General features: G+C 49.1%; 19 protein-coding genes and 2 tRNA genes. 13 read left to right on the forward strand and 8 right to left on the reverse strand.

Translation table 11 applies throughout. The features are described from left to right. Positions 1-652 precede the first annotated feature (652 nt). The gene (locus JIN82_RS01185; RefSeq protein WP_200309804.1) at positions 653-1,156 is read left to right on the forward strand and encodes a hypothetical protein; all 504 of its coding nucleotides are present in this window, start codon (positions 653-655) and stop codon (positions 1,154-1,156) included. 64 nt (positions 1,157-1,220) lie between these two features. Here JIN82_RS01185 and JIN82_RS17430 read toward each other — a convergent pair whose 3' ends face one another. Continuing rightward, on the reverse strand, positions 1,221-1,343 hold the full coding sequence (locus JIN82_RS17430) for a hypothetical protein (protein ID WP_267906490.1): 123 nt from the start codon (positions 1,341-1,343) through the stop codon (positions 1,221-1,223). Positions 1,344-1,535: 192 nt separating this feature from the next. On the opposite strand from JIN82_RS17430, the gene JIN82_RS01190 reads away from it, so the two are divergent. From JIN82_RS01190 to JIN82_RS01215, 6 genes are all read left to right on the forward strand, one after another. Continuing rightward, a complete protein-coding gene (locus JIN82_RS01190; RefSeq protein ID WP_200309805.1) occupies positions 1,536-2,387 on the forward strand; it encodes a tetratricopeptide repeat protein in 852 nt (283 codons plus the stop codon). 100 nt (positions 2,388-2,487) lie between these two features. Beyond that, entirely contained in the window at positions 2,488-2,901 is a 414-nt protein-coding gene (locus JIN82_RS01195) for a hypothetical protein (protein WP_200309806.1), read from the forward strand. 157 nt (positions 2,902-3,058) lie between these two features. Beyond that, a complete protein-coding gene (locus tag JIN82_RS01200; RefSeq protein ID WP_200309807.1) occupies positions 3,059-3,589 on the forward strand; it encodes a GNAT family N-acetyltransferase in 531 nt (176 codons plus the stop codon). A gap of 384 nt (positions 3,590-3,973) precedes the next feature. Then, complete coding sequence (locus JIN82_RS01205) at positions 3,974-5,974, forward strand: endonuclease/exonuclease/phosphatase family protein (RefSeq protein WP_200309808.1); 2,001 nt, start codon at positions 3,974-3,976, stop codon at positions 5,972-5,974. A 403-nt stretch (positions 5,975-6,377) separates the two neighbouring features. After that, positions 6,378-6,902 carry a CbrC family protein gene (locus JIN82_RS01210; protein WP_200309809.1) on the forward strand — a complete coding sequence of 175 codons (525 nt, stop codon included), beginning with the start codon at positions 6,378-6,380 and terminating at the stop codon, positions 6,900-6,902. A gap of 131 nt (positions 6,903-7,033) precedes the next feature. After that, the gene (locus tag JIN82_RS01215; protein ID WP_200309810.1) at positions 7,034-7,390 is read left to right on the forward strand and encodes a hypothetical protein; all 357 of its coding nucleotides are present in this window, start codon (positions 7,034-7,036) and stop codon (positions 7,388-7,390) included. An 856-nt stretch (positions 7,391-8,246) separates the two neighbouring features. On the opposite strand, the gene JIN82_RS17055 is transcribed toward JIN82_RS01215, so the two are convergent. From JIN82_RS17055 to JIN82_RS01230, 4 genes are all read right to left on the reverse strand, one after another. Further along, positions 8,247-8,465 (reverse strand): hypothetical protein, encoded by a 219-nt coding sequence (locus JIN82_RS17055; RefSeq protein ID WP_234041690.1) that lies wholly within the window; start codon positions 8,463-8,465, stop codon positions 8,247-8,249. A gap of 4 nt (positions 8,466-8,469) precedes the next feature. Further along, positions 8,470-8,544: transfer RNA gene (locus JIN82_RS01220), tRNA-Met, on the reverse strand. A gap of 712 nt (positions 8,545-9,256) precedes the next feature. Beyond that, the gene (locus tag JIN82_RS01225) at positions 9,257-9,475 is read right to left on the reverse strand and encodes a ferredoxin (protein WP_200309811.1); all 219 of its coding nucleotides are present in this window, start codon (positions 9,473-9,475) and stop codon (positions 9,257-9,259) included. Between the two features lie 19 nt (positions 9,476-9,494). Further along, a complete protein-coding gene (locus JIN82_RS01230; protein ID WP_200309812.1) occupies positions 9,495-10,778 on the reverse strand; it encodes a peptidase U32 family protein in 1,284 nt (427 codons plus the stop codon). A gap of 365 nt (positions 10,779-11,143) precedes the next feature. On the opposite strand from JIN82_RS01230, the gene JIN82_RS01235 reads away from it, so the two are divergent. From JIN82_RS01235 to JIN82_RS01245, 3 genes are all read left to right on the forward strand, one after another. Next, positions 11,144-12,049, forward strand: coding sequence for a putative selenate ABC transporter substrate-binding protein (locus JIN82_RS01235; protein ID WP_200309813.1), 906 nt, complete (start codon positions 11,144-11,146; stop codon positions 12,047-12,049). Positions 12,050-12,174: 125 nt separating this feature from the next. Beyond that, positions 12,175-12,939: a phosphonate ABC transporter ATP-binding protein gene (locus tag JIN82_RS01240; protein ID WP_200309814.1), complete on the forward strand. Its 765-nt coding sequence runs from the start codon at positions 12,175-12,177 to the stop codon at positions 12,937-12,939. A gap of 14 nt (positions 12,940-12,953) precedes the next feature. Beyond that, on the forward strand, positions 12,954-14,762 hold the full coding sequence (locus tag JIN82_RS01245) for a PhnE/PtxC family ABC transporter permease (protein WP_200309815.1): 1,809 nt from the start codon (positions 12,954-12,956) through the stop codon (positions 14,760-14,762). Positions 14,763-14,772: 10 nt separating this feature from the next. Here the strand turns inward: JIN82_RS01245 and JIN82_RS01250 are convergent, their stop codons facing one another. The 3 genes from JIN82_RS01250 to JIN82_RS01260 all read right to left on the reverse strand — a co-directional run bounded on the left by JIN82_RS01250 (position 14,773) and on the right by JIN82_RS01260 (position 17,804). Further along, positions 14,773-15,225 carry a hypothetical protein gene (locus tag JIN82_RS01250; protein ID WP_200309816.1) on the reverse strand — a complete coding sequence of 151 codons (453 nt, stop codon included), beginning with the start codon at positions 15,223-15,225 and terminating at the stop codon, positions 14,773-14,775. An 84-nt stretch (positions 15,226-15,309) separates the two neighbouring features. Continuing rightward, positions 15,310-17,034, reverse strand: coding sequence for a GTPase (locus tag JIN82_RS01255; protein WP_200309817.1), 1,725 nt, complete (start codon positions 17,032-17,034; stop codon positions 15,310-15,312). Positions 17,035-17,072: 38 nt separating this feature from the next. Continuing rightward, a complete protein-coding gene (locus JIN82_RS01260) occupies positions 17,073-17,804 on the reverse strand; it encodes a polysaccharide deacetylase family protein (RefSeq protein WP_325099454.1) in 732 nt (243 codons plus the stop codon). Positions 17,805-18,114: 310 nt separating this feature from the next. Between JIN82_RS01260 and JIN82_RS01265 the strand changes: the two genes are divergently transcribed. The 3 genes from JIN82_RS01265 to JIN82_RS01275 all read left to right on the forward strand — a co-directional run bounded on the left by JIN82_RS01265 (position 18,115) and on the right by JIN82_RS01275 (position 23,417). Then, positions 18,115-18,189: transfer RNA gene (locus tag JIN82_RS01265), tRNA-Gln, on the forward strand. 743 nt (positions 18,190-18,932) lie between these two features. After that, positions 18,933-22,673 carry a type II secretion system protein gene (locus JIN82_RS01270; protein WP_200309819.1) on the forward strand — a complete coding sequence of 1,247 codons (3,741 nt, stop codon included), beginning with the start codon at positions 18,933-18,935 and terminating at the stop codon, positions 22,671-22,673. A gap of 12 nt (positions 22,674-22,685) precedes the next feature. Continuing rightward, the gene (locus JIN82_RS01275) at positions 22,686-23,417 is read left to right on the forward strand and encodes a hypothetical protein (RefSeq protein WP_200309820.1); all 732 of its coding nucleotides are present in this window, start codon (positions 22,686-22,688) and stop codon (positions 23,415-23,417) included. The last annotated feature ends 121 nt before the right edge of the window (positions 23,418-23,538 follow it).

Raw genomic sequence — 23,538 nt, forward strand, 5'->3', positions numbered from 1 at the left:
GATAGAGCGAGTAAAAAGTGGACCATGCCAATCCAAAACTGGGGACCAGTACTGGCTCACTTTTCCATTGAGTTAGGTAAGAGAATGCCAGACTTAAGCCGCATCAACTTCTGATGCCTCATCACATCGAATGGTGAACGCAGCTCCAGAGAAAATCAGCATAACTCCGCATTGGGCAAGCCAATGCTGCGGCCTGCGGCACTTATATGATTTTGCTCTGGAACTCCGTCCTCCATCGAGTAAGAATTTTTTATCACTGATTCAAAGAATCAATGATTAGAGTTAGACCAAAAACACAAAGTTTCAGTCAGTCCCGAGGCGAAACTCCTATTTCCCGGACGACGGATGCGATTATGACCGCATCGTTCGGGTTGGTTCTTGTCACACTGATTCTGGTGTTTCAAGTCTTCCACAATCCTCCCTTAACTGCGGGATTAATGGCTGGATTCTTTTCCGCCACAATTGCGGTTCGATGGTTTTTTGGCAATTACGCTTCGGGCCCAAAAACAATTGCCGAACAAGGCGAGGATACCAAGCCTGATAACGTTCCGCGTTGATGCCCTCTCGTAACTTCGATATACTTTAAGCAAGAGACTGCCGCCTTCTATCAGGTCGGCGCCCCTAAAACGTTCGCTTCGTCAGAAAGAAAACCATGTACTTCATAAAATATAATCCGTTGAAACAACAATTGCGTGACAGAAGCCTGTCTGAACGAGAGGCGTTACCCTATTACCTTTTACTGTGTGCATTATCCTCTTTAATGTGCTCATTACCCAGTTTTGGCGTTTTTAATTGGTGGAATGCTCTCTCTTGTTTGGTTGCTCTATGTGTAACTATTGGTGGAGTTATTTATAGTTTTTCTTGCAACGGTGGTTCCCAGGGAATTGATTTTATTCAAAAAAGTGTAGTTTTGGGATGGGTTGTTTTTGTTCGGTGTTTTCTAGCCTTTATGCCACTTGCTATCGCTATCTATATCATCTTAGCAATACTGGAACACTCCTCTGAAAACACCTCGTTAGTAGATGTTATAATTGCGAATCTCTTTGGCATCATTTTTTACCAAAGGCTCGGAGTTCACCTGTGCGATATAAAAAATGAACAAGCTAACAACGTCATGCACAATCTATCAGAAAAGGCGGCGGATATTGTAGAATAAGCAAAGCTGGTTGTTCCTTTTCTAGCCAGTGATGCCCGACGCTCACCCCATCACATCTACCTGCTCACGCAGCACCGAGCTGCATGATGCCTTTGTCACTATCGCACCAGCAGATGTGGTTTTGCATCGCTGGCGTGGCTTGTTTGGAGTGGAAGCTGCAGCCGTAGAAATGTGTATGTTTCCGCATTGGACAACAAACCTATTACACTCTTTTGCCAGATTGATAGGCTGTAGGGTGGTAGTAGAGAGAATGGTGAAAGCATAACTAACTATCAGCTAGTTATGCATTGACTCATTAGATATTTCTAGCAATCTGAATTAGATTCACTGGACACTGAAAACTTTCCACTACTAACAAAGTGCACAGCCCGCCACCATCATGCCCCCTATCAATCTGACTAAAAATGCCGCCCGCCAGCTCACAAAGATAATGATCATAGCCTCGGCTAATCTCGCGGAAAATGTTAAATCACACAACCATTACCACACACCGATAATGTTAGCCTCGAAAATGACGCACCTCACCTCTATCCTCTTTCTCGCAATCGCTATGAATGCACACGCTGACTTGGAGTCCGGTATCACCGCATACAACAAGGGAGACTACGACACGGCACGGAAAGAATTCAACGCCGCGGCAGATTCCAAGGACCCTATGGGATTACATCTCCTGGCCTCCCTTTACTACCAAGGTCACGGCGTAGAGAAGGACTTGGGTCGAGCCGTCGTATTGTTCACAGAGGCTGCGAAGAAGGGTTACAAGCATTCCCAAGCGAACCTCGGCCTGATGTATCAAAAGGGAGACGGCGTGAAGAAGGATATAGAGAAAGCCATTTCCTACTATACTGCAGCAGGTAAGCAGGGTGATCTTCAATCAGCTCTAAACTTGGGGCAGATCTATCGCACTGGGAACGGAGTTGCCCCTGATCAAGCTAAGGCAGCTGCTTACTACAAGTTTGCGGCAGAACGTGGATACATTCCCGCCGTGAACGAATACGGCCTTCTTTTTGCACAGGGTCATGGGGTCGAGTTGGATTACGTCGAAGCGTTCGGTTGGGTGTCTTTTGCCGCTAAGACTGGAGATCCCCAAGCCACCAAGAACCTCAATCAACTGAAGGAGATTCTCGGAGATAAGGTTGGGGAGGCAGAGAATCGCGCCAAGGAGATCGAAGCTGCAATCAAAAAACAAGACGGTGCAGGACAACCGACTAGCCGCTTCGAGTCCAAATAATCTCGGCAAATACCACCCTTAACCAGCAAGTCGAAGGTGCCCCTCCGATAGCCGGTGCCATCCCTTTGACTGACGTTAAGCTAAAACAAAGATCACAAACATGCCTCTATCAGATATATTATGTTGCTCCTCGGAAGATCTAGAATCAATGATTTCAAATAACGATCCCTATTCAATTGGTTCTTGGTATCACTCTAAAGGGATTGGTTCTATCGAACTATCGCAGCTAGCTGAATTCTTACATATTGGATCATACAGTGATATCCATGAAGGTTTTGATTTGGTAGGAGAACCTCTACCCGATGGTCCATGGCCAGAAACAATACCAGGTGAGCTTATCAACAAAATCAGATCTATCTCTAACGAAGAGATTGCGAGTGTAGTTAGTAAGTGGAGATCTATCGAAGAATTTGGAGGTTATGCCTCAGAAGAAAGCTTGCAGGGATACTTGGCCGACCTACGTGAATTCCTGAAAACGAATACAGGAAGCTTTTATCTTGTGAACTCACCCTAACAATCACCAAAACCCTCGCCCCACCTAACAAAGAAATACAGCCCCCTTTCAGTGCAGTTGAGTTCCGCCCCCCTCTCTGATAATTCTTACTTTAACCCCACAGCACAAATCCCACGTAATGTTCTTGGGTGGAGTGCTTTACGTTAGACTAATATACATGTTTTACCGTAAAATCTCAGATTCACTAGAAATCAGACTTTCTGTTCCTCAGTTTGCAGAAGAGCTGTTCAAACTAACAGACCGGAATCGGCAGTTCTTAAAGCAGTGGCTGCCTTGGCTTGATTACATCGAATCAGCAGATGATACTCGCTCATTCATCAACACTCAGCTGCTACGTTTTGCTAAAGGAGAAGCTCTTCACATTTCCATATTCTACAAAGATAAGCTGGTTGGTGTGGCTGGTCTGAATGAGATCGATAAGGTAAATTCCATCGGTTACTTAGGATACTGGCTTGGTGAAGAACACAACGGTCTTGGTATTATGTCGCAAGTTGTTACTGAGCTGATCAAAGTTTCAGCAGACTACTACAAGCTTCAGCGTATCGATATACGTTGTGCCACACCTAATGCTAAGAGCAGAGCCATTCCTGAGCGTCTTGGCTTTACTCACGAAGGCACACTTCGCAGAGCTGAGAAGGTTTACGATCAGTGGTTCGATCACGAAGTCTATTCACACCTCATAAACTGATCTTGGCGAACAAGACTCTATATTCCAGCACTTCCCCGTCGAGTAGCTGGCATGGTGGCCATTTCAAGTTCAGCCCAAAAACTAGCTCGCTGCATGGTCCATGGTTAGTTCGTTAACCCCTCGGTGAGACTAGATAATATTTATATCGGCTGAGGGATATCCCATCCTTCTGGCAGATAAACTGCCTGGCTAGCTGCTTGCAAGAAGGCGAAATTTTAGGCTTTAGCACAGCATGTAAATATCCAGTTACGGTCAATTAGAGTAAATGGATTATCCCGCGAAGCAGGCCCTTCTCCCCCCCTGCCTCAAGACGACCGTTTGTTTCGCAAAGTGTGTATTTTCTAGTTTGTTTTGTCATGACTTTTTCAAGTATGAACATCAAACATGAGCAGAACAAACCTATTAATGGCCCTTCTTGGCATTGTGACGACCGCACATGCCAGCACGTTGACCTTTGAAGGTACAGGAACCAATATTCCAATACCCACCGACTGGGGAAGCGCTATTGCAGCCAGCGGAACGGGCTACAATATCGCCAATGGCGCCACACCCAACATCGCTCTCACTTGGTCGGTTGGCGCCGACGGAACTAAGGAGGAAAGATGGGATTTCTACAATGATTCCGAATGGAGCGGCGTTGCCCAGCTGAATGACTTCGAGACCGGTATCAGCTACTATCTCACTTTCACTCCCGATGCCGAATACGGCGTCGTGGTCGATTCGTTCGTCTTTCATGACTATGCTGGATGGCAAGGAGGCAACGACTTTTCATGGAACCTCTACCAGGACGCGGCTGGCGGTGAGTTGATTGCATCGGGCTCTGCTACTACGACCGACGGAGAGAGGCTCACGATCAACACCGGCATGGAAACTAACTATGCGGGCCCAGTGGTGCTTGAAATCATCAACAACGAAACCAACGGCAAGCAAGGATCTGACCAGGCACTCGACGATATCACCTTCCGTCAGGTTAACCTCTCTGACCCCTCCGAGCCCACCGAGCCAGCGCTGCCCAACATTCCCTTCTCCGGCGAAGTCAAGCTGCTCGCGCTCAACACCTGGCATGCAGGCTCCAAGGTAACTGACGGTATCGACAAGATTGCCGACGTCGTCATGGGAACTGGTGCTGACATTGTCGCCTTTTCTGAGACCTGGCCGAACGATGACTTCCCCGCCACCCTGCTGGCCTCGCTCTCAGGCAAAGGGGCCTCCAACTACGAGGGGTGGCATGCCGGTGGTGATGTTTCACTGATCAGCCGCTTTCCCATTCTGGAAACTACAACGGTCTATGATGCGACGTCGAATAATAGAGGCTCCATCATCGCCTATCGGCTTCAGCTGCCTTCGGGCCACCCGCTTACCGTTTGCGTAGCGCACCTAGACTGGAAATGGTATGCCCTCTACCTACCGCGTGGCTATAACGGCGGAAACCCTAACTGGTCGATGATTGATTCAGACCCAGCTGACGGCATTCCCGACTATGTCAGCGATGTTACCGCTATTCTCGAGTACGACCTGAATTCCAAGCGCGGCGACGCCATTGCGGCATTCATCGCCTACGCCGAGACTTTAACCGCCGCAGGTGAAGACGTCATCCTAGCGGGCGACTTTAACGACAGCTCGCACCTCGACTGGGTCGATTCAACCCGGAATATGTTTGGCCATAACAACTTGGTGATTCCATGGAACGGCAGCTTGAACCTGGCGACAAACGGATGGGTGGACAGCTATCGTGAGATCCACCCCAACCCAGCTACCCATCCGGGCATCACATGGCCTTCAGACGCCTTCGAGAAAACCTCGACCAGCTGGACCCCTGCCAGCGACGAGCGCGACCGCATTGACTTTATCTATTACAATCAGCAAAACATCGCCGCACAGACTGCCGCAGTGGTCGGCTCGCGCGCCTACTACGTGCTCAACGAGAAAACCGATATTGTTTCGGACGACACCTTCCTGTTGGAAGATCAAGATTGGCCCAGCGACCACAAAGGTGTGCTGACCACCTTCAATTTTGCCGACTCCGACTCGGACGGCATGCCTGATTACTGGGAAATCCGCTACGGCCTAGACCCCAACGACCCTTCCGACGCGTTGCTTGATTCCGATTTTGACGGTGTCAGCAACCTCGATGAATATCGTTACCGCACAGACCCCACCAATGCAGCCTCGTTCTTCAAGGCAGAAGTTACTATGGACAATGCGGCCAGCAGCATGGACATCCAGTGGGACAGCAACAATGAATTGCTATACCGCATCAGCAGATCCACGAACCTCGAAGACTGGACCGTTTTGCAGGATAACATTGCCCCTACCCCGCCACAGAATACGTTCAGCTGCCCCACTAACAACGCCATGGAGTTCTTCAGGCTGGACACTCATTAAACCATCACCACTTCTATCCTGAGCTTAACTAATGGCTCATCGACTCTGCCTGGGAATATTCCCAGGCAGAATTTATTTCTAGCGGCAACCATGACGCAGTAGCTAAGCGCTCCAGAGCCCCGCTGAGCCAGCAAAAGGTGAACCGCTCCACTGATGACTAACATGATCACTTTGATAAACTCCATGACGCGCTTGAAGCGGCGAATAGTGAAACCTAGCTGACTAGCTATTTCATTGACTGATTAGAGATTTCTTTCACCCTGTACTATCTATACTGAAAACTTTCCTCTGCTAACTAAGGGCGTAGCCGCCACTATCATGAAAACTAACTATCTAGCTATACATCCCGCAGATAGTTAAATCACGAAGTAATTACCACTAACCAATACTGTTCTACTCAAAAATGAGCTTCAACTATTTCGCCAACCCAAGGGCTTTCGCCTATCTCGCTGACGAAGGGCTGGCATGTCATTTCTGCAAGGCTACTCAGGACTGTCTCGATGGCTGCAATCTATTCGGCCAAGAGAATATCGAGGCAGTGTGCTTCGATTGCATGGCCGCAGGTAAGTTGATCGATTTGGATATTTCCACCAATCAGATCGATGAAGCCGCTCTCGACCCAGGCAACGATCTTGAGGGAGTCGCCAACGAGATTACCTATTGCACCCCGTCAGTTCCGACGTGGCAGGACTGCTTCTGGCCAGTAAAGAACGGAAAACCCTACAGATTCATCAAAATTGCATCGAAGTTGGACTACGACTCGAAGGAGCAGTTCGTGGCAACGCTTTTTTGCTGTGATCAGGACCCTGAGTTGTGGGAAATGCTACCCGACCTGAAAATCGAAAACATGGAGGTAGGGCAGTATGACATTTCCTTCTATCTGTTCGAGGACTCTGGCGATAAGTTAACGATCTGGGATGCAAACTAAGCACAACAGCGCGTGGCACCAGAATCCACTCCCCGCTTCGAGTCGGATTTCGGCTGGTAGCTACAGACCTAAACCTGAACCGAAGCCTCGCCCAAAGTAGCGGATGTGTGGACTTCGGCGTTTTGCAAAAAATGATAACCCATAAATTATTACAACGCCTCTTGGTATCAGCCATTCTCCTCTGCATGGTAGGATGTAGCAGCAAGAAAGTTATACGAGTCACCATCCTTAAGGATGGCGCTCCACTAACAAATTCTTCGATTTCGTATTTAGAACTCAGCAACAAACTAGGAACTGAAAGTCACACAGCTACAACAGACCAAAATGGTAAGTTCGAGGTCACACTAACAAGAGAGGATCAACCTCTAACTTACAATGTGTCGTTGGTTTCTGATGACGAATCTATAGATATCGCTCGAGGTGGATTCAGAGGAAGCTCTCGGGTAGCTATGTGGGAGGAGAATGGATACAAGGTGTCCTTCAACTAGCTAGAAAAACAACTAGCCTAAGAATTCGTTACTAAGAATAGCACCTGTCTACGGTACAGCTCGGGCCATGGTCGCCACGATGTGGCTGCTCTATTCTCTGCTTGCCAACCTTGGGCGTTGCCCAAGGCTTCGAGAGGTCGCCACTCCGTGGCTAGCTGGAGGTGATATTTCCCCAAGGCTGGCCGTTCAGTCGTAGGGTCGCCACGATGTGGCTGCTCTATTCTCTGCTAGCCAACCTTGGGCGTTGCCCAAGGCTTCGAAAGGTCGCCACTCCGTGGCTAGCTGGAGGTGATATTTCCCCAAGGCAGGCCGTTCAGGCGTATGGTCGCCACGATGTGGCTGCTCTATTCGCTGCTTACCGACCTTGGGCGTTGCCCAAGGCTTCGAAAGGTCGCCACTCCGTGGCTAGTTGGAGAATATAGCCCCTCACGGCTGGCTGGAGAGGATATTCCCCGTAGAAGATGATATTTCCCCACCGCTAGCTAGATACGTCGGGCAAGAAATAGACGGCTAGTTCCAGCTGGCTGGCATGGTTCGGTTTGACCGCTCAGTCGATCATTTCTTCCTCGGCTAGCTGGAGAAATATTTCCCCCACGGCTAGCGGTTCAGACGAAAGGTCGCCACGATGTGGCTGCTCTATTCGCTGCTTACCGACCTTGGGCGTTGCCCAAGGCTTCGAAAGGCCGCCACTCCGTGGCTGGCTGGAGAATATAGCCCCTCACGGCTGGCTGGAGAGGATATTCCCCGTAGAAGATGATATTTCCCCACCGCTAGCTAGATACGTCGGGCAAGAAATAGACGGCTAGTTCCAGCTGGCTGGACAGGCTCGCTTTTGACCGCCCTGTCGATCATTTCTTCAAAGGCTAGCTGGAGAAATATTTCCCCACACGCTAGCTGGATACGCCAGCGAGTAACAGACGGCTGACTCTAGCTCGCTTTTGACCGCTCGGTAGATAATTCCCACCTCGGCTAGCAAGTCAGCTCTTTGGCCAGCTACTTGCATCACCAGCGGTGCTGTGGCTGATACGCGGGCAAGAAAAAAACCAGCGAACCTTGCGGTTGCTGGGTCGATCATCAAGTGGTAGCAGAGGGCGGATTTGAACCGCCGACAAAAGGCTTATGAGTCCTCTGCTCTACCCCTGAGCTACTCTGCCATCTACTTGATTGCTGCCGTTCTGCTGAGTGATTCAGCGGCTCGGCGCGGACGAATTACTCTGATTTCGAGTTCTTGTCCATAAAAAACTAGCGCAAAAATGCATTTTTTCAATCGCGTGAAATGCCCGTCTTCAGTGCGGATTGATTCTGAGCTAGTTAAGAAATCTAGTCCGAATGACACTTCCCCCCCCTGCGGGGAAGAGTGAATGGTGAGGAGAGAAGAGGGTCCCCTGTGGGGAAAGAGAGAATGGTGAGGAGAGAAGAGTGAGTTCCAGTACGATGAAACTTTTGCGTCTCGATATCTATTAGTAAACCGCGAGACACCTGACACCTGACACCTGACACCTGACACCTGACACCTGACACCTGACACCTGACAACTGACAACTGACAACTGACAACTGACAACTGACAACTGACAACTGACAACTGAAAACTGAAAACTGAAAACTGAAAACTGAAAACTGAAAAACTGAAAACTGAAAACTGAAAACTGAAAAACTGAAAACTGAAAAACTGAAAACTGAAAACTGAAAAACTGAAAACTGAAAAACTGAAAACTGAAAAACTGAAAACTGAAAAACTGAAAACTGACAACTGACAACTGACAACTGACAACTGAAAACTGAAAACTAGCCTCTGCCCACTTCCCCCAAAAAAAAGCCAGCTGGGATCACCCAGCTGGCTTTCATTTTAAAGATGTAGCTGTCTCTACCCTTCTAGAGAAATGATATCGACTGGGCACCCTTCCACGGCGCGTTCTAGTGCTTCGCGGTCAAATTCCAGCCCTTTGGCGATATGAAACACACCTTGGACATTTGAGTCCAAGAGCTCAGCCATGCCGTCGGTGTCCATGACAAAGTAGTCAGGCGCTTCCTGAGTACACAGCGCGCAGCCAATACATTCGTACTGTTTGTGTTTGATTCTCATGGTGAATTGATGAGCGAGATTAGGCTCCAGCTGGAGCAGGTTTCTTCAGCGGCTGTGGGATTTCTACCATCTTGTAGACTTTATCACCACGGCGCACATCGCCAGATACTGGCAGAGTGATGACGTCGCCACGATCTGTGGTTTCCGCCTCTACCATTTCCTCGCCGCGCTGCACACGCATGGATTCCACAGTGCCTTCTACCACGCCAGTTTTGTCGCCAATGATGAGGTATTCATCACCCACGGCTAGGCCAGATGCTTCGGCATCAATTTCGATCACGCCGGCTTTTTTGTAGAAATTGGTCAGTTCACCGACATAAACTTTGCGGTGAGTCGCCTTGCTACCAGCAGTGCCAGACCATCCTTGCTGACGGCCAAGGTAATAACCATCTGAGAAGCCGCGGTTGTAGACTTTAGAAATGCCCGGTACCAGCTGCTCGACGAGCTCCTGGCTGTAGGTACCATCATTGACGGCATCGATCGCCTTGCGGTAGGCACGGATCACAGCGCCAACGTACTCAGGTGAGCGGCCACGTCCTTCGATCTTGAAGACACGGATGCCGCTTTCGAGCAACTCGTCGACAAAGTCGATGGTGCAGATGTCGTTTGGCGACATGATGAGGTTGTTGTCTACCACCAGTTCTTTACCGGTTTCGGTATCTTTGACGGTGTATTCCTTGCGGCAGTTTTGCACGCAGCCACCGCGGTTGGCGGATGCATTGGCAGTATAAAGTGACATACCACAGCGGCCAGAAACGGCGATGCAGAGAGCTCCGTGCGCAAAAGCTTCCAGCTCCATCGGGCGACCACTGCGACCACGTAGGTCGTCGGCAATCATTTTGTCCCAGATGCTGCGGATCATTTTCAGGTTGCACTCGCGAGCCAGCACGATGCGGTCGCTGTATGGTGCGTAAAATTTCAGCGATTCGTAATTAGAAATCGATAGCTGAGTGGAGATGTGAACTTCAAAACCAATCTCATTGGCAATCTGCACAGCCGCCATATCTGAGACGATACAGGCAGACACGCCCAGCTCGTGAGCGGTAGTGAGAAGGTCGCGCGCCAGCTTGAGGTCGTGCTCGTAGAGCAGAGTATTCAGCGTGAGGCAGCTTTTCACGCCGCCTTCTTTACAGATGCGCACGATCTCCGGCAGATCTTCCAGATGGAAGCTACGGCGAGCTCGCGCACGCATGTTCAGCTGGGCCAACCCAAAATAAACGGAGTCAGCTCCATTTTCGATCGCCGCCTGAAGTGAGGCGTAGCACCCAGCAGGGGCAAGCAGTTCTGTATTCTCGTAACGCATGGCGCGGTGGTTTTTTGATACTTTCAGCCGAAATACCAGAACATTTTTTAGAATAAATCTAATCTGGCTAGATGTGACGCATATCCTGCTCACCCAGCCAGCAGCCAGCTAGCTAGAAAATGTGCCCATTCGACCAGTATGAAGCGCTATCCATCGACGTGAGTGTAAAGCTGGCCAATCACCGTGGTTGGGTGGAATTAGAATCTATTTATCCAGCTGGCGATGAATAATTAAGCAAAAGCACGACATTTTCACTCAAGCATAGTTGACAATGAGGACTATTGAACAAAAGATTCGATTAGCTGCCCCAGCTAGCGCCGCTAGCCTAACAATCAGCTGATAAAGCCAATTCACCCGAAAAAGAAATGCGCAATCAATCACTCACCCTACTCGCCCTAGGCGCCGCCTTTGGCCTCAGCTCATGTGGAGAAAAGTCCAGCCCAGCAGCTGACGAATCCGCAGAAATCAAACCTCTCGTATTTTCCGCCATCCCAGACGAAAAGGTATCTGACCAAGATGCCAAATTCCAAGCAATGGCCAAGTACCTCAGCGCCACGCTCGAAGTACCAGTAGAATTTTCCATCTCAGCTGACTACAACGCAGCCGTGCAGCGATTCAAAAATGGCGAAGTTCACCTGGTATGGTTTGGTGGCCTCTCAGGCGTACAAGCTCGCGACGCCGTGGAAGGAGCCGAAGCCATTGCTCAAGGCGCTGAAGATCCAAAATACAAATCCTACTTCATTGCCCATTCATCTACTGGCCTAGCCAAGTCTGATGAATTTCCAGCTGGCATCAAAGAATTCTCCTTCACCTTTGGTAGCCCACAGAGCACCTCTGGCCGCCTGATGCCTACTTGGTTCATCAAGCAGTTCACCCAGCAGACACCTGAAGAATTCTTCACTCAGCCAGTGCAGTTCCAAACTAGCGGCGGCCACCACTCTACTGCCAAAGCGGTGGAATCTGGATCCGTTCAAGTAGGTGCGCTCAGCTACAAAAAATACGACAGCATGGTGGCTGACGGCGAGCTGGATCCGACTAAGGCTGTGATCATCTGGGAAACACCATTCTACGCTGATTACAACTTCACCGCTCACCCAGAGCTTAACGAGATCTACGGTGACGGATTTACTAACAAGCTGCAGAAAGCGCTCATCGAGTGCACCGATGCCGAGGCTCTCAATGCCGTCAACCGCAGCCAGCTCATCGAAGCTAACAACGAAGAATTCGAAGGCATCCGCGTGGTTGCTCAAGAACTCGAAATGCTTCGCTAAGCCAGAAACATCCGTTTTTACTAATTACCACAAGCTTGGCCGCATCCGCAGCCAAGCTTGTTTTCTCGCTAGATTAGGCCATCATTTTCAAGCAAGTAGTTCACCAGTCGATACATCCCAGCGCAATGGCCTCATTTCACCTCAGCAATACTAGCGTCCAATTTGGACAATTTCATGCGCTCAAATCGCTGCACATCGACATCCAGCCAGCTGAACGATTGGCGCTGATAGGCACCTCAGGCAGCGGCAAAACCACCCTGCTCAAGCTGCTCAACGCGCAGATAACAGCCAGCCAAGGTGAGGTGCAAATCCTCGGCGAAAAAGTCGATACCCTGAGCCCAAAACGCCTGCGCCAGCTGCGCTCACACATTGCTTTTATCCCCCAGCATCTCGGCCTCATTTCTAACCTGCGCGTATTTCAGAACATCATGTTAGGGCGAGTGGGCAAACGCTCAACACTCGGCACGCTACGAGATCTCGCCATGCCAGCAGATGAGGAAATGCAGAAAATCTTCGACATCCTCAACTCATTAGGCATTGCCGAAAAACTCTACCAGCGGACCAGCTCGCTATCTGGCGGCCAGCAACAACGTGTCGCACTTGCTAGAGCACTCTATCAGAATCCTGAAGTCCTGCTAGCTGACGAGCCAGTGTCAGCTGTCGATCCAGCGCGCGCGCGCAGCATGGTTCAGCTGCTCAACAAGATAGCTAGCGAAAACAAACTCACGTTGATCATGTCGATTCATAACATCGAGCTCGCGCAAGAATTTTTCCCGCGCGTGATTGGTCTGCGCGGTGGGGAAATCAGCTACGATGGCACTAACAGCCAGCTAGATCCAGCCGCACTTGAGCGCATTTATAAGCTCAACACAGACGAACTTAGCCAGTAGAGCCAAGATCTATCATGTCGCAGCCACCACCACACCGCTACCCAAAATCACTCGCCTCCGTCATCGGCGGCAAGCGGGTGCTCATGGTTTTACTCGTGGTGGTTTTATTCAGCTGCCTGTATCTAGCAGGCATCCGCGTCAGCTCGCTGAAACCGTCTGAATACGGCCTCAAACTCAGCTACGAATTCCTCGTTGCCGCGGTGCAACCAGCGCTGAGCTACGAAGCTGGGCCGCCATCAGCCGACGCGCCACCATTTCTGCTCAAAGTACTCACGGCGCTATGGCTCACTTTTCAATACGCGCTCTGCTCGATGAGCGTCGCCTTAGTGATAGGTTTTATTGGTGGTTTTTTCTCATCCAGCTCGTGGTGGCCAGAAAACCCTAACCGTCCGCTGAAGATTGCGCTCAGAGGATTTTTTCTCATCTCACGATTTGTGGTCACACTGGGACGATCGGTGCACGAACTCATCTGGGCATTGCTCATCCTAACGGCTCTAGGCACCACACCGCTAGCTGGCATCATCGCCATCTCTATCCCCTACGGTTGCACGCTAGCTAAAATATTCTCAGAAATGATAGACGAGCAGGCTGGCATTGCTAGAGAAACGCTCAGCTCGATTGGCGCCAAACCAATGCAAAACTGGCTATTTGGCTGCCTACCACTGGCATTCACTGATATGCTTAGCTACACGTTGTACCGCTTTGAATGTGCGCTGCGCAGCTCAGCTATCCTCGGGTTTGTTGGCATCCCAACAATTGGCTACCACATCGTGCAGGCCTTTGAAGATTTCCACCTACTCGAGCTGTGGACATACTTATACACGTTGTTAGCCATGATCATTCTCAGCGAGCTGTGGGGGAAATCTATCCGCGCACGATTTAACGGCCAGATCGCTGAGAAAACTAACGCATGCAAAAATCCATCGCTCAAGCAGCTAAAATCACAACGACCAAAATCGTGGTGGCTGCGCATCAGCGGTGGCATCGCGCTAGCTACAACCATCTTTGCTTGGCTGAATATTCCAGCTGCTAGATACCCACTCAGCTGGCAACGTCGGCTCTCTAACTTAGAATCATTTTTCCAACAAATCGTCCCCTACCCAGTGCAAAAAAGTGGTGACTGGGCCGACGCTTGGCCGTGGGCCAAAAACCTGCTAGCTGAGTCTGGCACCGAGGCCATGTTGATGACCTTATACATCGCCACAGCCGCCGCCATCATGGCTGGCGTTGGCGCGGTACTGAGCATGCTTTGGGCGTCTGCTAGGCTCAACCGCATGCAGAGTTTTGAAACCTACACCGGCAACTCACGCACAGAACTTTGGCGCCGCAGGCTGACGCGCACCGCCAGCCATTTTGTCCTGCTGATTGCTCGCTCGAGCCCGGAATACATCCTCGCCTTTTTGCTTTTGCAGATCTTTGGGCCCACTGCGTGGCCGCTCATCCTTGGCTTGGCCATTCACAATTTCGGCCTCATGGGTCGACTATATAGCGAGCTGGTAGATAACCACCCAGCTGAAGCGAGCAAACAAAGTCTGCTAGCTGGAGGCAATCGCGTGCAAACCTACTTTGGCGCAATTCTGCCACAGGTATTTAACCGCTACTTGTTATACTTTTTCTACCGCTGGGAAACCTGCGTGCGAGATTCCACCGTGCTCGGCATGCTTGGCATCCTCTCGCTGGGCTTCCTCATCACCGACGCAAAAACCAGATTGTTCTATGACAACCTGATGTTTTTTGTCCTGCTGGGCGCGCTGCTTGTCTTTATTGGCGACATGCTTTCCTACTGGATTCGCGCCAAACTTCGCCAGCTAGATCACAGCTAAGCCAGCTAGATTATTTCAGCTTGGCAGCAGGCACCCCTTTGCCGTGGGCATCTTCAAGGTGTTTGACGCGGTACCACAATTTCTCACTTTCGTTGTAGTGAAAATACAATGGTTTTTGCGTATATCCATCTTCACATAAGACAGATGCGTGCAAACCAGCTTCGGTGAAATAGACTTCGGCTACTTGCCAGTGAGAATGGTCGCGGCTGGCTTTTTCCCCCAGTGCATCCATCACATTATCGCGATCACTCAGGAAGGTGAGCAAGGCTTCATCTGGCACAGTGAGCTCGCTGTAACTGCGAGTACGCTCGACCAGCGGACGATATTCATCACGGTCAATTTCAACATCCATTGGCCAATGCGCTGGCTGCGCAAATGGCGTACATTGACATAACAAAGCCATCGCAGCAATGACTCCGCCTTTGATGACTAATCCATTCAATGATTTTTGCTTCCGGTTCACGCCATCAACATGAACTTACAACTACAAAAATGCAAGCGATGAAAACCACGCCGTCCATCCAGCTAGCTAGGCCAGAGGTGATGGCTAGTACATGCGGCTCTCGACGTCGCGGAACTCAAGAAACAACTCGTTCCAGCGCTCTTGATTATTTGCTAAATCATCGAGTGCTTTGACGAGGTCACCTTTGACCATTTCTAGCATGCCACCGTACTCGACATAAAAGTCGTGCAGACCACGCGAATATTCCTCGCGGATGCCATCTACAAAATCACCAGGTGAGTCGTCGAGACGATCAGACAATAAAGCCAATACTCGGCGCCGCGACCGCAGTGCGCGCACATTCATGTAAACCAGCAGCGCGGGCACACCCATGAGAATGGCCAGCGAGAGCCATGGGTTGAGAAATTCTACAAAAGCCCCCAGCAAACCAGCTAGAGTGAATAAAAACAAGATGGATGACATGCAGCGCTGCAGCACATTGCGGCGTTTCTCCATTTGCTCTTCTAATGAGCGTCGCAGCCTCAGCTGGATAATCGACTGCTCTGAAACCTCGCCCATGCTGGTGACAAAATTCTTTTTCACCTCATCAAATCCAGCTGAGCTGGCTTTGAAAACTGGCAAGTCGAGGCCAAGTTCATTTTGCACGCGCGGCAGCACACTATCCCAGTGCATGCGGCATTCCTCGCGGATACCATCGCCTACTCGCGCGGCATCTTTTTCCACAGCTTTGCGGATTTCAGCCTGCAGTACCGCTTCGATCTGGCGACCAACACGGTCTTCCACAAACAAACTCACCATGCTTGGCAGCAGTCGCAGTTTTTTGCGCACGATATCGATGATATTTTCCTGCTGCGCAGAGAAAACCTCACGCATGTCGGCAAATTTATCTTCCAGCTGGTCACGCTGACGAGCGCGCAAGATATCCAGCTCTTCCTCTACTTGAATCAGGAATCCTTTATTGTCGCGCAATCTCGCACCATGAGCATCCATGAAACGATCCATTTCTCGCAAACACTGACCTAGCCCACGTGAGGCTTGAGCCAGATAATGACGACGTTTCGCGGAAGCATCCACAATATCAGCCAGATAATCTTCCAGCTGCAACACGCCACTGTCAAAAAACATGTCCTGATCGCGCGGTTCTCTTTGCTGCGCCTTGGTTGCCAGCTCAGCAGACACCGCCAACATTGGCAGCGCGCGCCCAACTTTCTGTTCTGACAAATCACGCAAATGGTGCATGATGGTTTTCAGCTCGCCACTATTACTGCGGTCCACCTGCTGCAGCACAATCACCGACTTATCCAGCACATCGCTGTCCACTTTCGCCAAAAAGTCCCAGGTGCATGCCGTCCATGGGTTGCTGACAATAAATACCCAGAGGACTAAATCTACCTCTGGCAAAAATTTGAGCATCTCACCGTGGTGAGCGCCATCACCGGCATTCAGGCCTGGCGTATCAATAAAACTATATTGTTTGAGAAACTCGTTCGAGCGGTACTTTTCACATACCAAAACTTCAGTTTCTACATCACGATCTTCTTTTCCGTAACGAAACCACTGCAGCTGCTTGGTCTCGGGCAAAAAGCTAGCCTTACACAGCTCGCCACCAAAAAGCCCATTCATCAACGTCGACTTGCCCGCATTCACCTCACCACAAACCATGGTGAGGATAGGGCGGTTCAAGTCCTCAAGGGCCTCTTCCTGACTTGCAGGATATTCGTCAAAGCCTATTCGCCCAGCAAACTCACGGATCGATTGATCCAGCTCGGACAACTGCTTTTTTTTGCTAAAGTACTCTTTGCCAATCATGCTCTATTCGCCAATGCGACTAGCTTTGGGCTAATCCATCACGGGGTTACTGCAGCCTGAGCGACACCGCTTGGCTGAGCTAAGAGCTGAGAAACAGTCACAAAGGTGTGACCTTTGCGAATCAGCCTATCAATCGTACCTGGCACAGCATCCACAGTCGTCTTGTGAATATCGTGGGCCAAGAGAATCGCACCATTGTGCGCTTTATTGACCAGCTCGTTCTCTACGCGATAAGCATTACGGTATTTCCAATCCAGTGGATCTACTGACCACAGAATAGTAGGATAACCATACTCGTTGAAAATCCACTGACGTTGGTCCTGGCGCAGCGCTCCGTATGGCGGACGGAATGTGCGCGGCTGCACACCACATGCTTTCACAATAGAGTCGCGGCATTTGTTTAATGAATCGCGGCATTGGTCAGCTGACATCTTAGTGAAGTTATTGTGCTTCCAGCTATGGTTACCAATTTCGTGCCCCTCCGCTACAATGCGGCGCACAATCTGTGGGTATGCGTCAACATTAGTACCGACGACATAAAATGTCGCCTTCACATTGCGATCACGCAAAATGTCCAGAAGGCGTGGAGTCAAACTTGGGTGTGGGCCGTCATCAAAGGTCAGCGCTACATATGGAGTCGCTGATGATCCACGCGTATGAGTCACGCCGCTCGCAGCTGACAAATCACTCGAAAGGTTGATATCTGGATTGCGTTCCGGCGGTCCTTTCACTCGCGGAGCTGAATAATTGCTATTCGCAGAACTTTTCACCTCAGCTTCTACAGGAGGCGATGAAACGTCTTTTGAACCGCACGAAACAGCCAACAACGCAGTACACAGGATTAGGGAAATTTTTCTTAACATAGCTAAATTAATGATAATGAATCGCCTACAGAACCAAGCGAATGATGGATGATACTCTAGCCCTCATTAGACGATTGTCACGCAATTCTTAGGCATATGCCAAAGTCTAAACTCGATTGAAAAAAAAATCACTTTTGATGCATTTATTTATTGCATTTCTTCAGAAATTCCCTTAAAGATTCGCCGCGCCGCCGAAGGGAGGCCAACAAGGAGTAACAGCCCTATAGTGTAATCGGTAACACACCGGATTTTGATTCCGTATTTCTAGGTTCGAGTCCTAGTAGGGCTACCACTCACTAACTTAGCCAGTCAGCAATGACTGGCTATTTTTTTGCCCATTTTTTGGCCACTAGGTCAGATTCTAGCCAGCAGCGCTAGCTTCAGTTTTCAGCCCTCTCCTTGACCGCTAGCGCGGGGTTTTGGTCAGTAGAATCCATTGACCACGCCCACTCACTTTCAGCTGCCTTGTTTTCCAGCTACGTGCCACCCTGAGGTGAAATTTTTCAAGCTCACATAAAAGAGTAAACCGGCACATTTTCCCTCATCCCGCCGCCAGCTGAGCAGCGGAGGCAATAACGGTTCGCTGACGATAAACTTACAGGCAAATACACCGTTACAACGCAGGCAGCAACTAACCTTCCCCACCTCGCTAACCCATCCAAATTTAACTTAAACCAGCTGATTTTCACAAATCTGTCGGTAAATAATTAGATAAAAGGATAAACGCCCCAACGTATGTATCGACGCGTACAAACAAAGACAGGTAAACGATTTAGTCCCCATCGAAGATATCCGCTCCACCCAGCGCCCCCTATACTTACCCTTACCCAACTCACTTATCTATCATTCAGCCCAGCTAGACCCAGAACAATACATTTCCACTAGGGAAAAACTGACGAAATCAAACAAAACTTTTGTTTCAGGGTGAAAATTAATGTCGTAATGAGAAGGATTTCGACATTGTCCAGCAAATACATTGTGCCTACATTTCATACTAGCAAACGCTTATTAATTTACTAACGCAAATTCAAACCTATGAGGACAAACTTAGCGTCTAGACCATACCTAATGCAGAGCGAAATGGGATTCGCCCTCATTGCAACGATTGCGGTCATGGCGCTCATGGCTGTCACCGCCTTAGCCATGTTGAGTTTGAGCACCGTGGAAGTTCGCTCATCCAACCACGGCGATGCCATGGCTGAAGCAAAAGCGAATGCACGAATGGCATTGATGATTGCCATCGGTGAACTCCAAAAAGCAGCTGGGCCAGATACTAGAGTCACAGCCGAAGGAAACATCGACGACCAAGCCGACGAAGGCAAAGGTCACTGGATGGGCGTGTGGAGCTCCGCTAAAGAAACAGGTAGCCAAGACGCGAAGGATCAGGGTGAGTTCATCAGCTGGATGGTTTCACACCCACCCAATACGCCACTGGCATACTCACATATCAGCGACCAAAGTTTTCTCGATGACACTTTTGCCAATGGTCTAGCCAACTCAGTTACGCTTGTGGGTGCAGGCAGCGCCAACATCAATGACAAACCTGGAGATAAGGTCATCGCTCCGAAAGTGGAAATCATCGACTCATCCACTGAAAACCGAACAGGTCATTACGCCTACTGGATCGGCGACGAGGGCGTCAAAGCGCGCATCGATCTACAAAGCACGGAAGGAAGAAATGATCGGCTGACAAACATGGGCACACAACGCTCAGCCTTTGAGGTCATGACCGATATCAAAGAGTCAAAATCCGATCTTTCCGTTGATGACCCTCAAATAAGTAAACTCTTAAGCACTCAATCCATCGCCCACATGTCCAACAGAGAAGCCGGCATCAGCCACTTCCACGATATCACCTCGCACTCGATGGGTCTGCAAACAACCACCCGCGACGCCAACACCAAGTATGGCTCAGGAACAACTACGGTGATGGAAAATGGTGGGCTTAAAATTGACCTCTCATTGTTATTTGAAAAATCAGATAATGATTTTGAAGCCCTGACGCCAGCAGATTACGCAGCCTTCCAATACGACGATGCTCCCTTTGGCACCTCAACTCTACGCGACGTGGGGCTATTATTCACCGTTGACGGTGTCACTGAGGACAATTCCACCGAAGGGATGATCTATGGCCCCACCATGGACATGCTCAGAACCCATTACCGCTTGTACAAAGACGTCGAAAATAAAGAATCCCAGCCAACACTCAAGCAGGCATTTCCCTTCTACCCGAATGCTACTGAGTTTGATAATAACTACGAACTGACCGCCTACATCAATGCCGAGCGCCTAGGTCGTCGCTTCCTAGATACAAATACTCACCGGGTTTCAGAGAAGAAGGCGGAAGATGGCAATTATGCTGTGACCTTCGATGTCACGCGCAATACCAAACCTAATGTCGCGCCCTATTTAAATAGGGTGCTCTATTATTTTTCCGTAATCACTGAAAAAACTAAAAGAACTGACGGCTCTGGCGGTTCTGATACCCATAACGACACGGATGATGAGTGTTATCGCATTAGCAAAGTAGTCATCACCCCTATTGTTATCCTCCACAACCCCTACGATATCTCGATTAACTGTCCTGACATGGCCTACCGTCCACACTTTCAGGAAAGCCAACTGCTTGCGCCTCAAGGCGGGTCTATAAAATTACATGAAGAAAAGCTCGTCACTAACGGCAATACCGAAGACGCTGTGTTTAAAATCCCAGCCTGTAGTTACAAACCTGGTGAAATCAAATTATTCATGCCCAACGACCTGAAGGCATTGGAAAATGAGCACGAGCTCGCGGAACTCTCAACAGGCGTAAGCCTTGGTTCTGGTGCCTTTTTTGAAATTAAAAAACCAGATGACGTAGCAGAAGGTGACAAAAGTAGCACCTACATGGAAACGCAAAATATTGACGCGAATGATCAATTCAAGCTCTTTGCCTACCACACGAAACATAACATCCAGTCATTAGAGATTTACCAAGGGGGCAATCTCAACAGAATTTACACATCCAGAGCGGTCAACCTAGAAAGTCACTCCACGGGCGGCTTATCAAGCTTACGAAACGGTGCGCCAGAACGTAGTGCTCTAGATTACGCAACAGCTGAGAACGAGCCGCTGCAAGCTACAAACTACTACGACTTTTACACCAAACCATATAATTATGAATTACCTCGTGATTATATGGACTCTGAGAGTTCAGCGGCAGCTGTTTACGGTTTCCCAACTTTTGTCTTCAACAACCCGATGTGCGTTTCGGATTCAGGTATAGATAACAAAGCATCTGGTAACATTACAAGACAAGCGTCCCCTGGAGCCTCTGTCTATTCACCCTACAAGAGCACCCATGCAGATTATAGCGGCAGCGCCGCGAGACAAGAACAGATAACCGCCCTGCTCTCTCCTGATGGCAAAACTACGACTTGGGGAAGTGGCTATAACGATGAAGGTCAGACACATATCTCCGTGCTCAGCATTCCAACAGCACCGCTGGTATCTATCGGCTCACTGCAACATGCTAACTTATTTGATCAGGGAAACCATCCAGCCTTGCTCATTGGTAACTCGTTTCCCAATTTACAGCTGACAGACCTAGCCATTACATTTGAGGAAATAAGCCGCGTAGACAACAATGGCTACCGCAAATGCCATATCCCTTTTGACTCCACCTTCCACACTAATGAAGCCATTTGGGATTATTATTATTTTTCATCCATAGCGCCTAGATCGGATCAAGGTGCATACGATGATTCATCAGCTGATGCTGAAGCCGACATTCAACAAGTGATATCCGACTGGTTAGACGGCACCCAACCATTAGCCAATGAGCGCATTGTTTTTCTCGCAAATGGAGAAAGCATAGACGATGTCAAATTAGCCCTCGCAGAGCCAGAAGCCTATCAATTTGCCTCCGCTTATACAGGATTACTGGGAGCGTTTAACGTAAACTCCACCTCCGTTGAGGCGTGGAAAGCGATGCTAGCTGGCTACCGAGGCCAATCCTTAGACATTAACCCTAACGGCAAAGTTAAGACTCATGACAATGATACGGACTCAGCCCTACCGCGCACACTCTTACCAAACAAAGCAGGCATCTCTGATCCGGAGCCATTTGACGAGGATACCTGGCTAGCCTTTGCCAAACTCAGTGATGACGATATTCAAGAACTTGCTGAGGCCATTGTCACTGAGCTCAAAGAACGCATGGAGGAAAATGCTCAGAGGTTCACCGCCGCTAAGGGGTCATCTAAAGTGCCCTTCCTGAGTCTAGCTGACTTTGTTAACCGCATGCCTGATTCATCTGAGCCCGAATATCAAACATCTGGCCTGCTACAAGGTGCCATTCACAAAGCCAAGATCAACGAGACCTTGGAAACAGATTCAGCGTCTAGAACAACAAATGCATTTACCACCGCAGCCGTCACCCCTAACGCTAGAGATTACGAAGTTGAGTTACCTGAAGACTTCCCAGCCTTAGACGCAGCATCCAGCCCCAGCTACATTCTGCAGTCAGACATCCTGCAAGCTATCGGATCTAGCATTAGCGCGCGCTCAGATACATTCAAAATTAGAGCCTATGGCGACAGCCTAGACAGCAAAGGCAATATTGTCGCCGAGGCTTGGTGCGAAGCAGTTGTCCAGCGTACGCCAGTTCCCGTCACCCCCGTGGGAACCACGGGGATTGCCAAGTGGACACCTGATACATCAAATTCAACGCTGCCTAACTACGGAAGAAAAATGAAAGTCGTCGCTTTCAAATGGCTTAACAAAAACGAAATCTAACCATCAACCTCGATGAAATTTCTCACCCTACTATTTCTATTGTTATATTCCTGTGCTTTCGCACAAGAAAAGGCCCCACTTTATTTCAAAGTCTATTCGCTTGGCACTATATCCAAACCACTGGCATTTGGCCCCGTAGACAAATCTACTGAACTCGAGTTTTCTAAAAGGAAACGGTCTAAATTCTATCAAACCCCAAAGGGTAAAAAAATCGTCTTTTACGAAAAGGGCGCGCCAACTAACGATGAAGGAAAATTAAATATTGTTGGCTCAGCAACGATACCCAACACCGTCAAAGAGCCGCTACTTGTTTTTGTGCCTTTGGAGAAAAAAGAGGATCAACCGCAGAAATACGATATTGTCACAGTGGATGATAACCCTAAGAATTTCAGCCCGGGAAAATCAAATTTCATCAATCTAACGAAGAATAAAGTTGCGCTTGTGGTAGGCAAAAAAGATCCAAAAACAATCCACATCAAACCTAAAAATTGCCAGACTTATTCTCTAAGTAAGAACCATCAAGGCAACCTGCCATTCAAACTCTTCATCAACGAAAATAAAAAGGCTAACTTGGCCATGAACTCGTACCTATTTCCTAGCCATACGACGAGGAATATCTATTTCATCTGGCCGAAAAATACACCGCACAAAAACGGCAATCTTGTAAAACTTGAACTCCTCGGACAAAACGAGGCGCAAATGAAACAAGACAGACTAAATCTAAAAAATATGCAGGTTCAATAGCTACTTCAGCTAGTGCATTTCCCAACAGATATTAATTCATTAGAGGTGGGTTTCATTTCGAATCACGCTTTTGTTAGCGCTGAGGCGTGAAAATTAGCTATCTAAAAGTGGCTGGTAGAAA

The organism is Persicirhabdus sediminis (assembly GCF_016595495.1).
GTDB lineage: Bacteria > Verrucomicrobiota > Verrucomicrobiia > Verrucomicrobiales > Akkermansiaceae > Persicirhabdus > Persicirhabdus sediminis.

Excerpts from the sequence above, each read along its gene's own strand:
- JIN82_RS01185 (WP_200309804.1), top strand. The coding sequence starts at position 653 with ATGTACTTCATAAAATATAATCCGTTGAAACAACAATTGCGTGACAGA.
- JIN82_RS17430 (WP_267906490.1), bottom strand. The coding sequence starts at position 1,343 with ATGCGGAAACATACACATTTCTACGGCTGCAGCTTCCACTCCAAACAA.
- JIN82_RS01190 (WP_200309805.1), top strand. The coding sequence starts at position 1,536 with ATGCCCCCTATCAATCTGACTAAAAATGCCGCCCGCCAGCTCACAAAG.
- JIN82_RS01195 (WP_200309806.1), top strand. The coding sequence starts at position 2,488 with ATGCCTCTATCAGATATATTATGTTGCTCCTCGGAAGATCTAGAATCA.
- JIN82_RS01200 (WP_200309807.1), top strand. The coding sequence starts at position 3,059 with ATGTTTTACCGTAAAATCTCAGATTCACTAGAAATCAGACTTTCTGTT.
- JIN82_RS01205 (WP_200309808.1), top strand. The coding sequence starts at position 3,974 with ATGAGCAGAACAAACCTATTAATGGCCCTTCTTGGCATTGTGACGACC.
- JIN82_RS01210 (WP_200309809.1), top strand. The coding sequence starts at position 6,378 with ATGAGCTTCAACTATTTCGCCAACCCAAGGGCTTTCGCCTATCTCGCT.
- JIN82_RS01215 (WP_200309810.1), top strand. The coding sequence starts at position 7,034 with ATGATAACCCATAAATTATTACAACGCCTCTTGGTATCAGCCATTCTC.
- JIN82_RS17055 (WP_234041690.1), bottom strand. The coding sequence starts at position 8,465 with ATGATCGACCCAGCAACCGCAAGGTTCGCTGGTTTTTTTCTTGCCCGC.
- JIN82_RS01225 (WP_200309811.1), bottom strand. The coding sequence starts at position 9,475 with ATGAGAATCAAACACAAACAGTACGAATGTATTGGCTGCGCGCTGTGT.
- JIN82_RS01230 (WP_200309812.1), bottom strand. The coding sequence starts at position 10,778 with ATGCGTTACGAGAATACAGAACTGCTTGCCCCTGCTGGGTGCTACGCC.
- JIN82_RS01235 (WP_200309813.1), top strand. The coding sequence starts at position 11,144 with ATGCGCAATCAATCACTCACCCTACTCGCCCTAGGCGCCGCCTTTGGC.
- JIN82_RS01240 (WP_200309814.1), top strand. The coding sequence starts at position 12,175 with ATGGCCTCATTTCACCTCAGCAATACTAGCGTCCAATTTGGACAATTT.
- JIN82_RS01245 (WP_200309815.1), top strand. The coding sequence starts at position 12,954 with ATGTCGCAGCCACCACCACACCGCTACCCAAAATCACTCGCCTCCGTC.
- JIN82_RS01255 (WP_200309817.1), bottom strand. The coding sequence starts at position 17,034 with ATGATTGGCAAAGAGTACTTTAGCAAAAAAAAGCAGTTGTCCGAGCTG.
- JIN82_RS01270 (WP_200309819.1), top strand. The coding sequence starts at position 18,933 with ATGAGGACAAACTTAGCGTCTAGACCATACCTAATGCAGAGCGAAATG.
- JIN82_RS01275 (WP_200309820.1), top strand. The coding sequence starts at position 22,686 with ATGAAATTTCTCACCCTACTATTTCTATTGTTATATTCCTGTGCTTTC.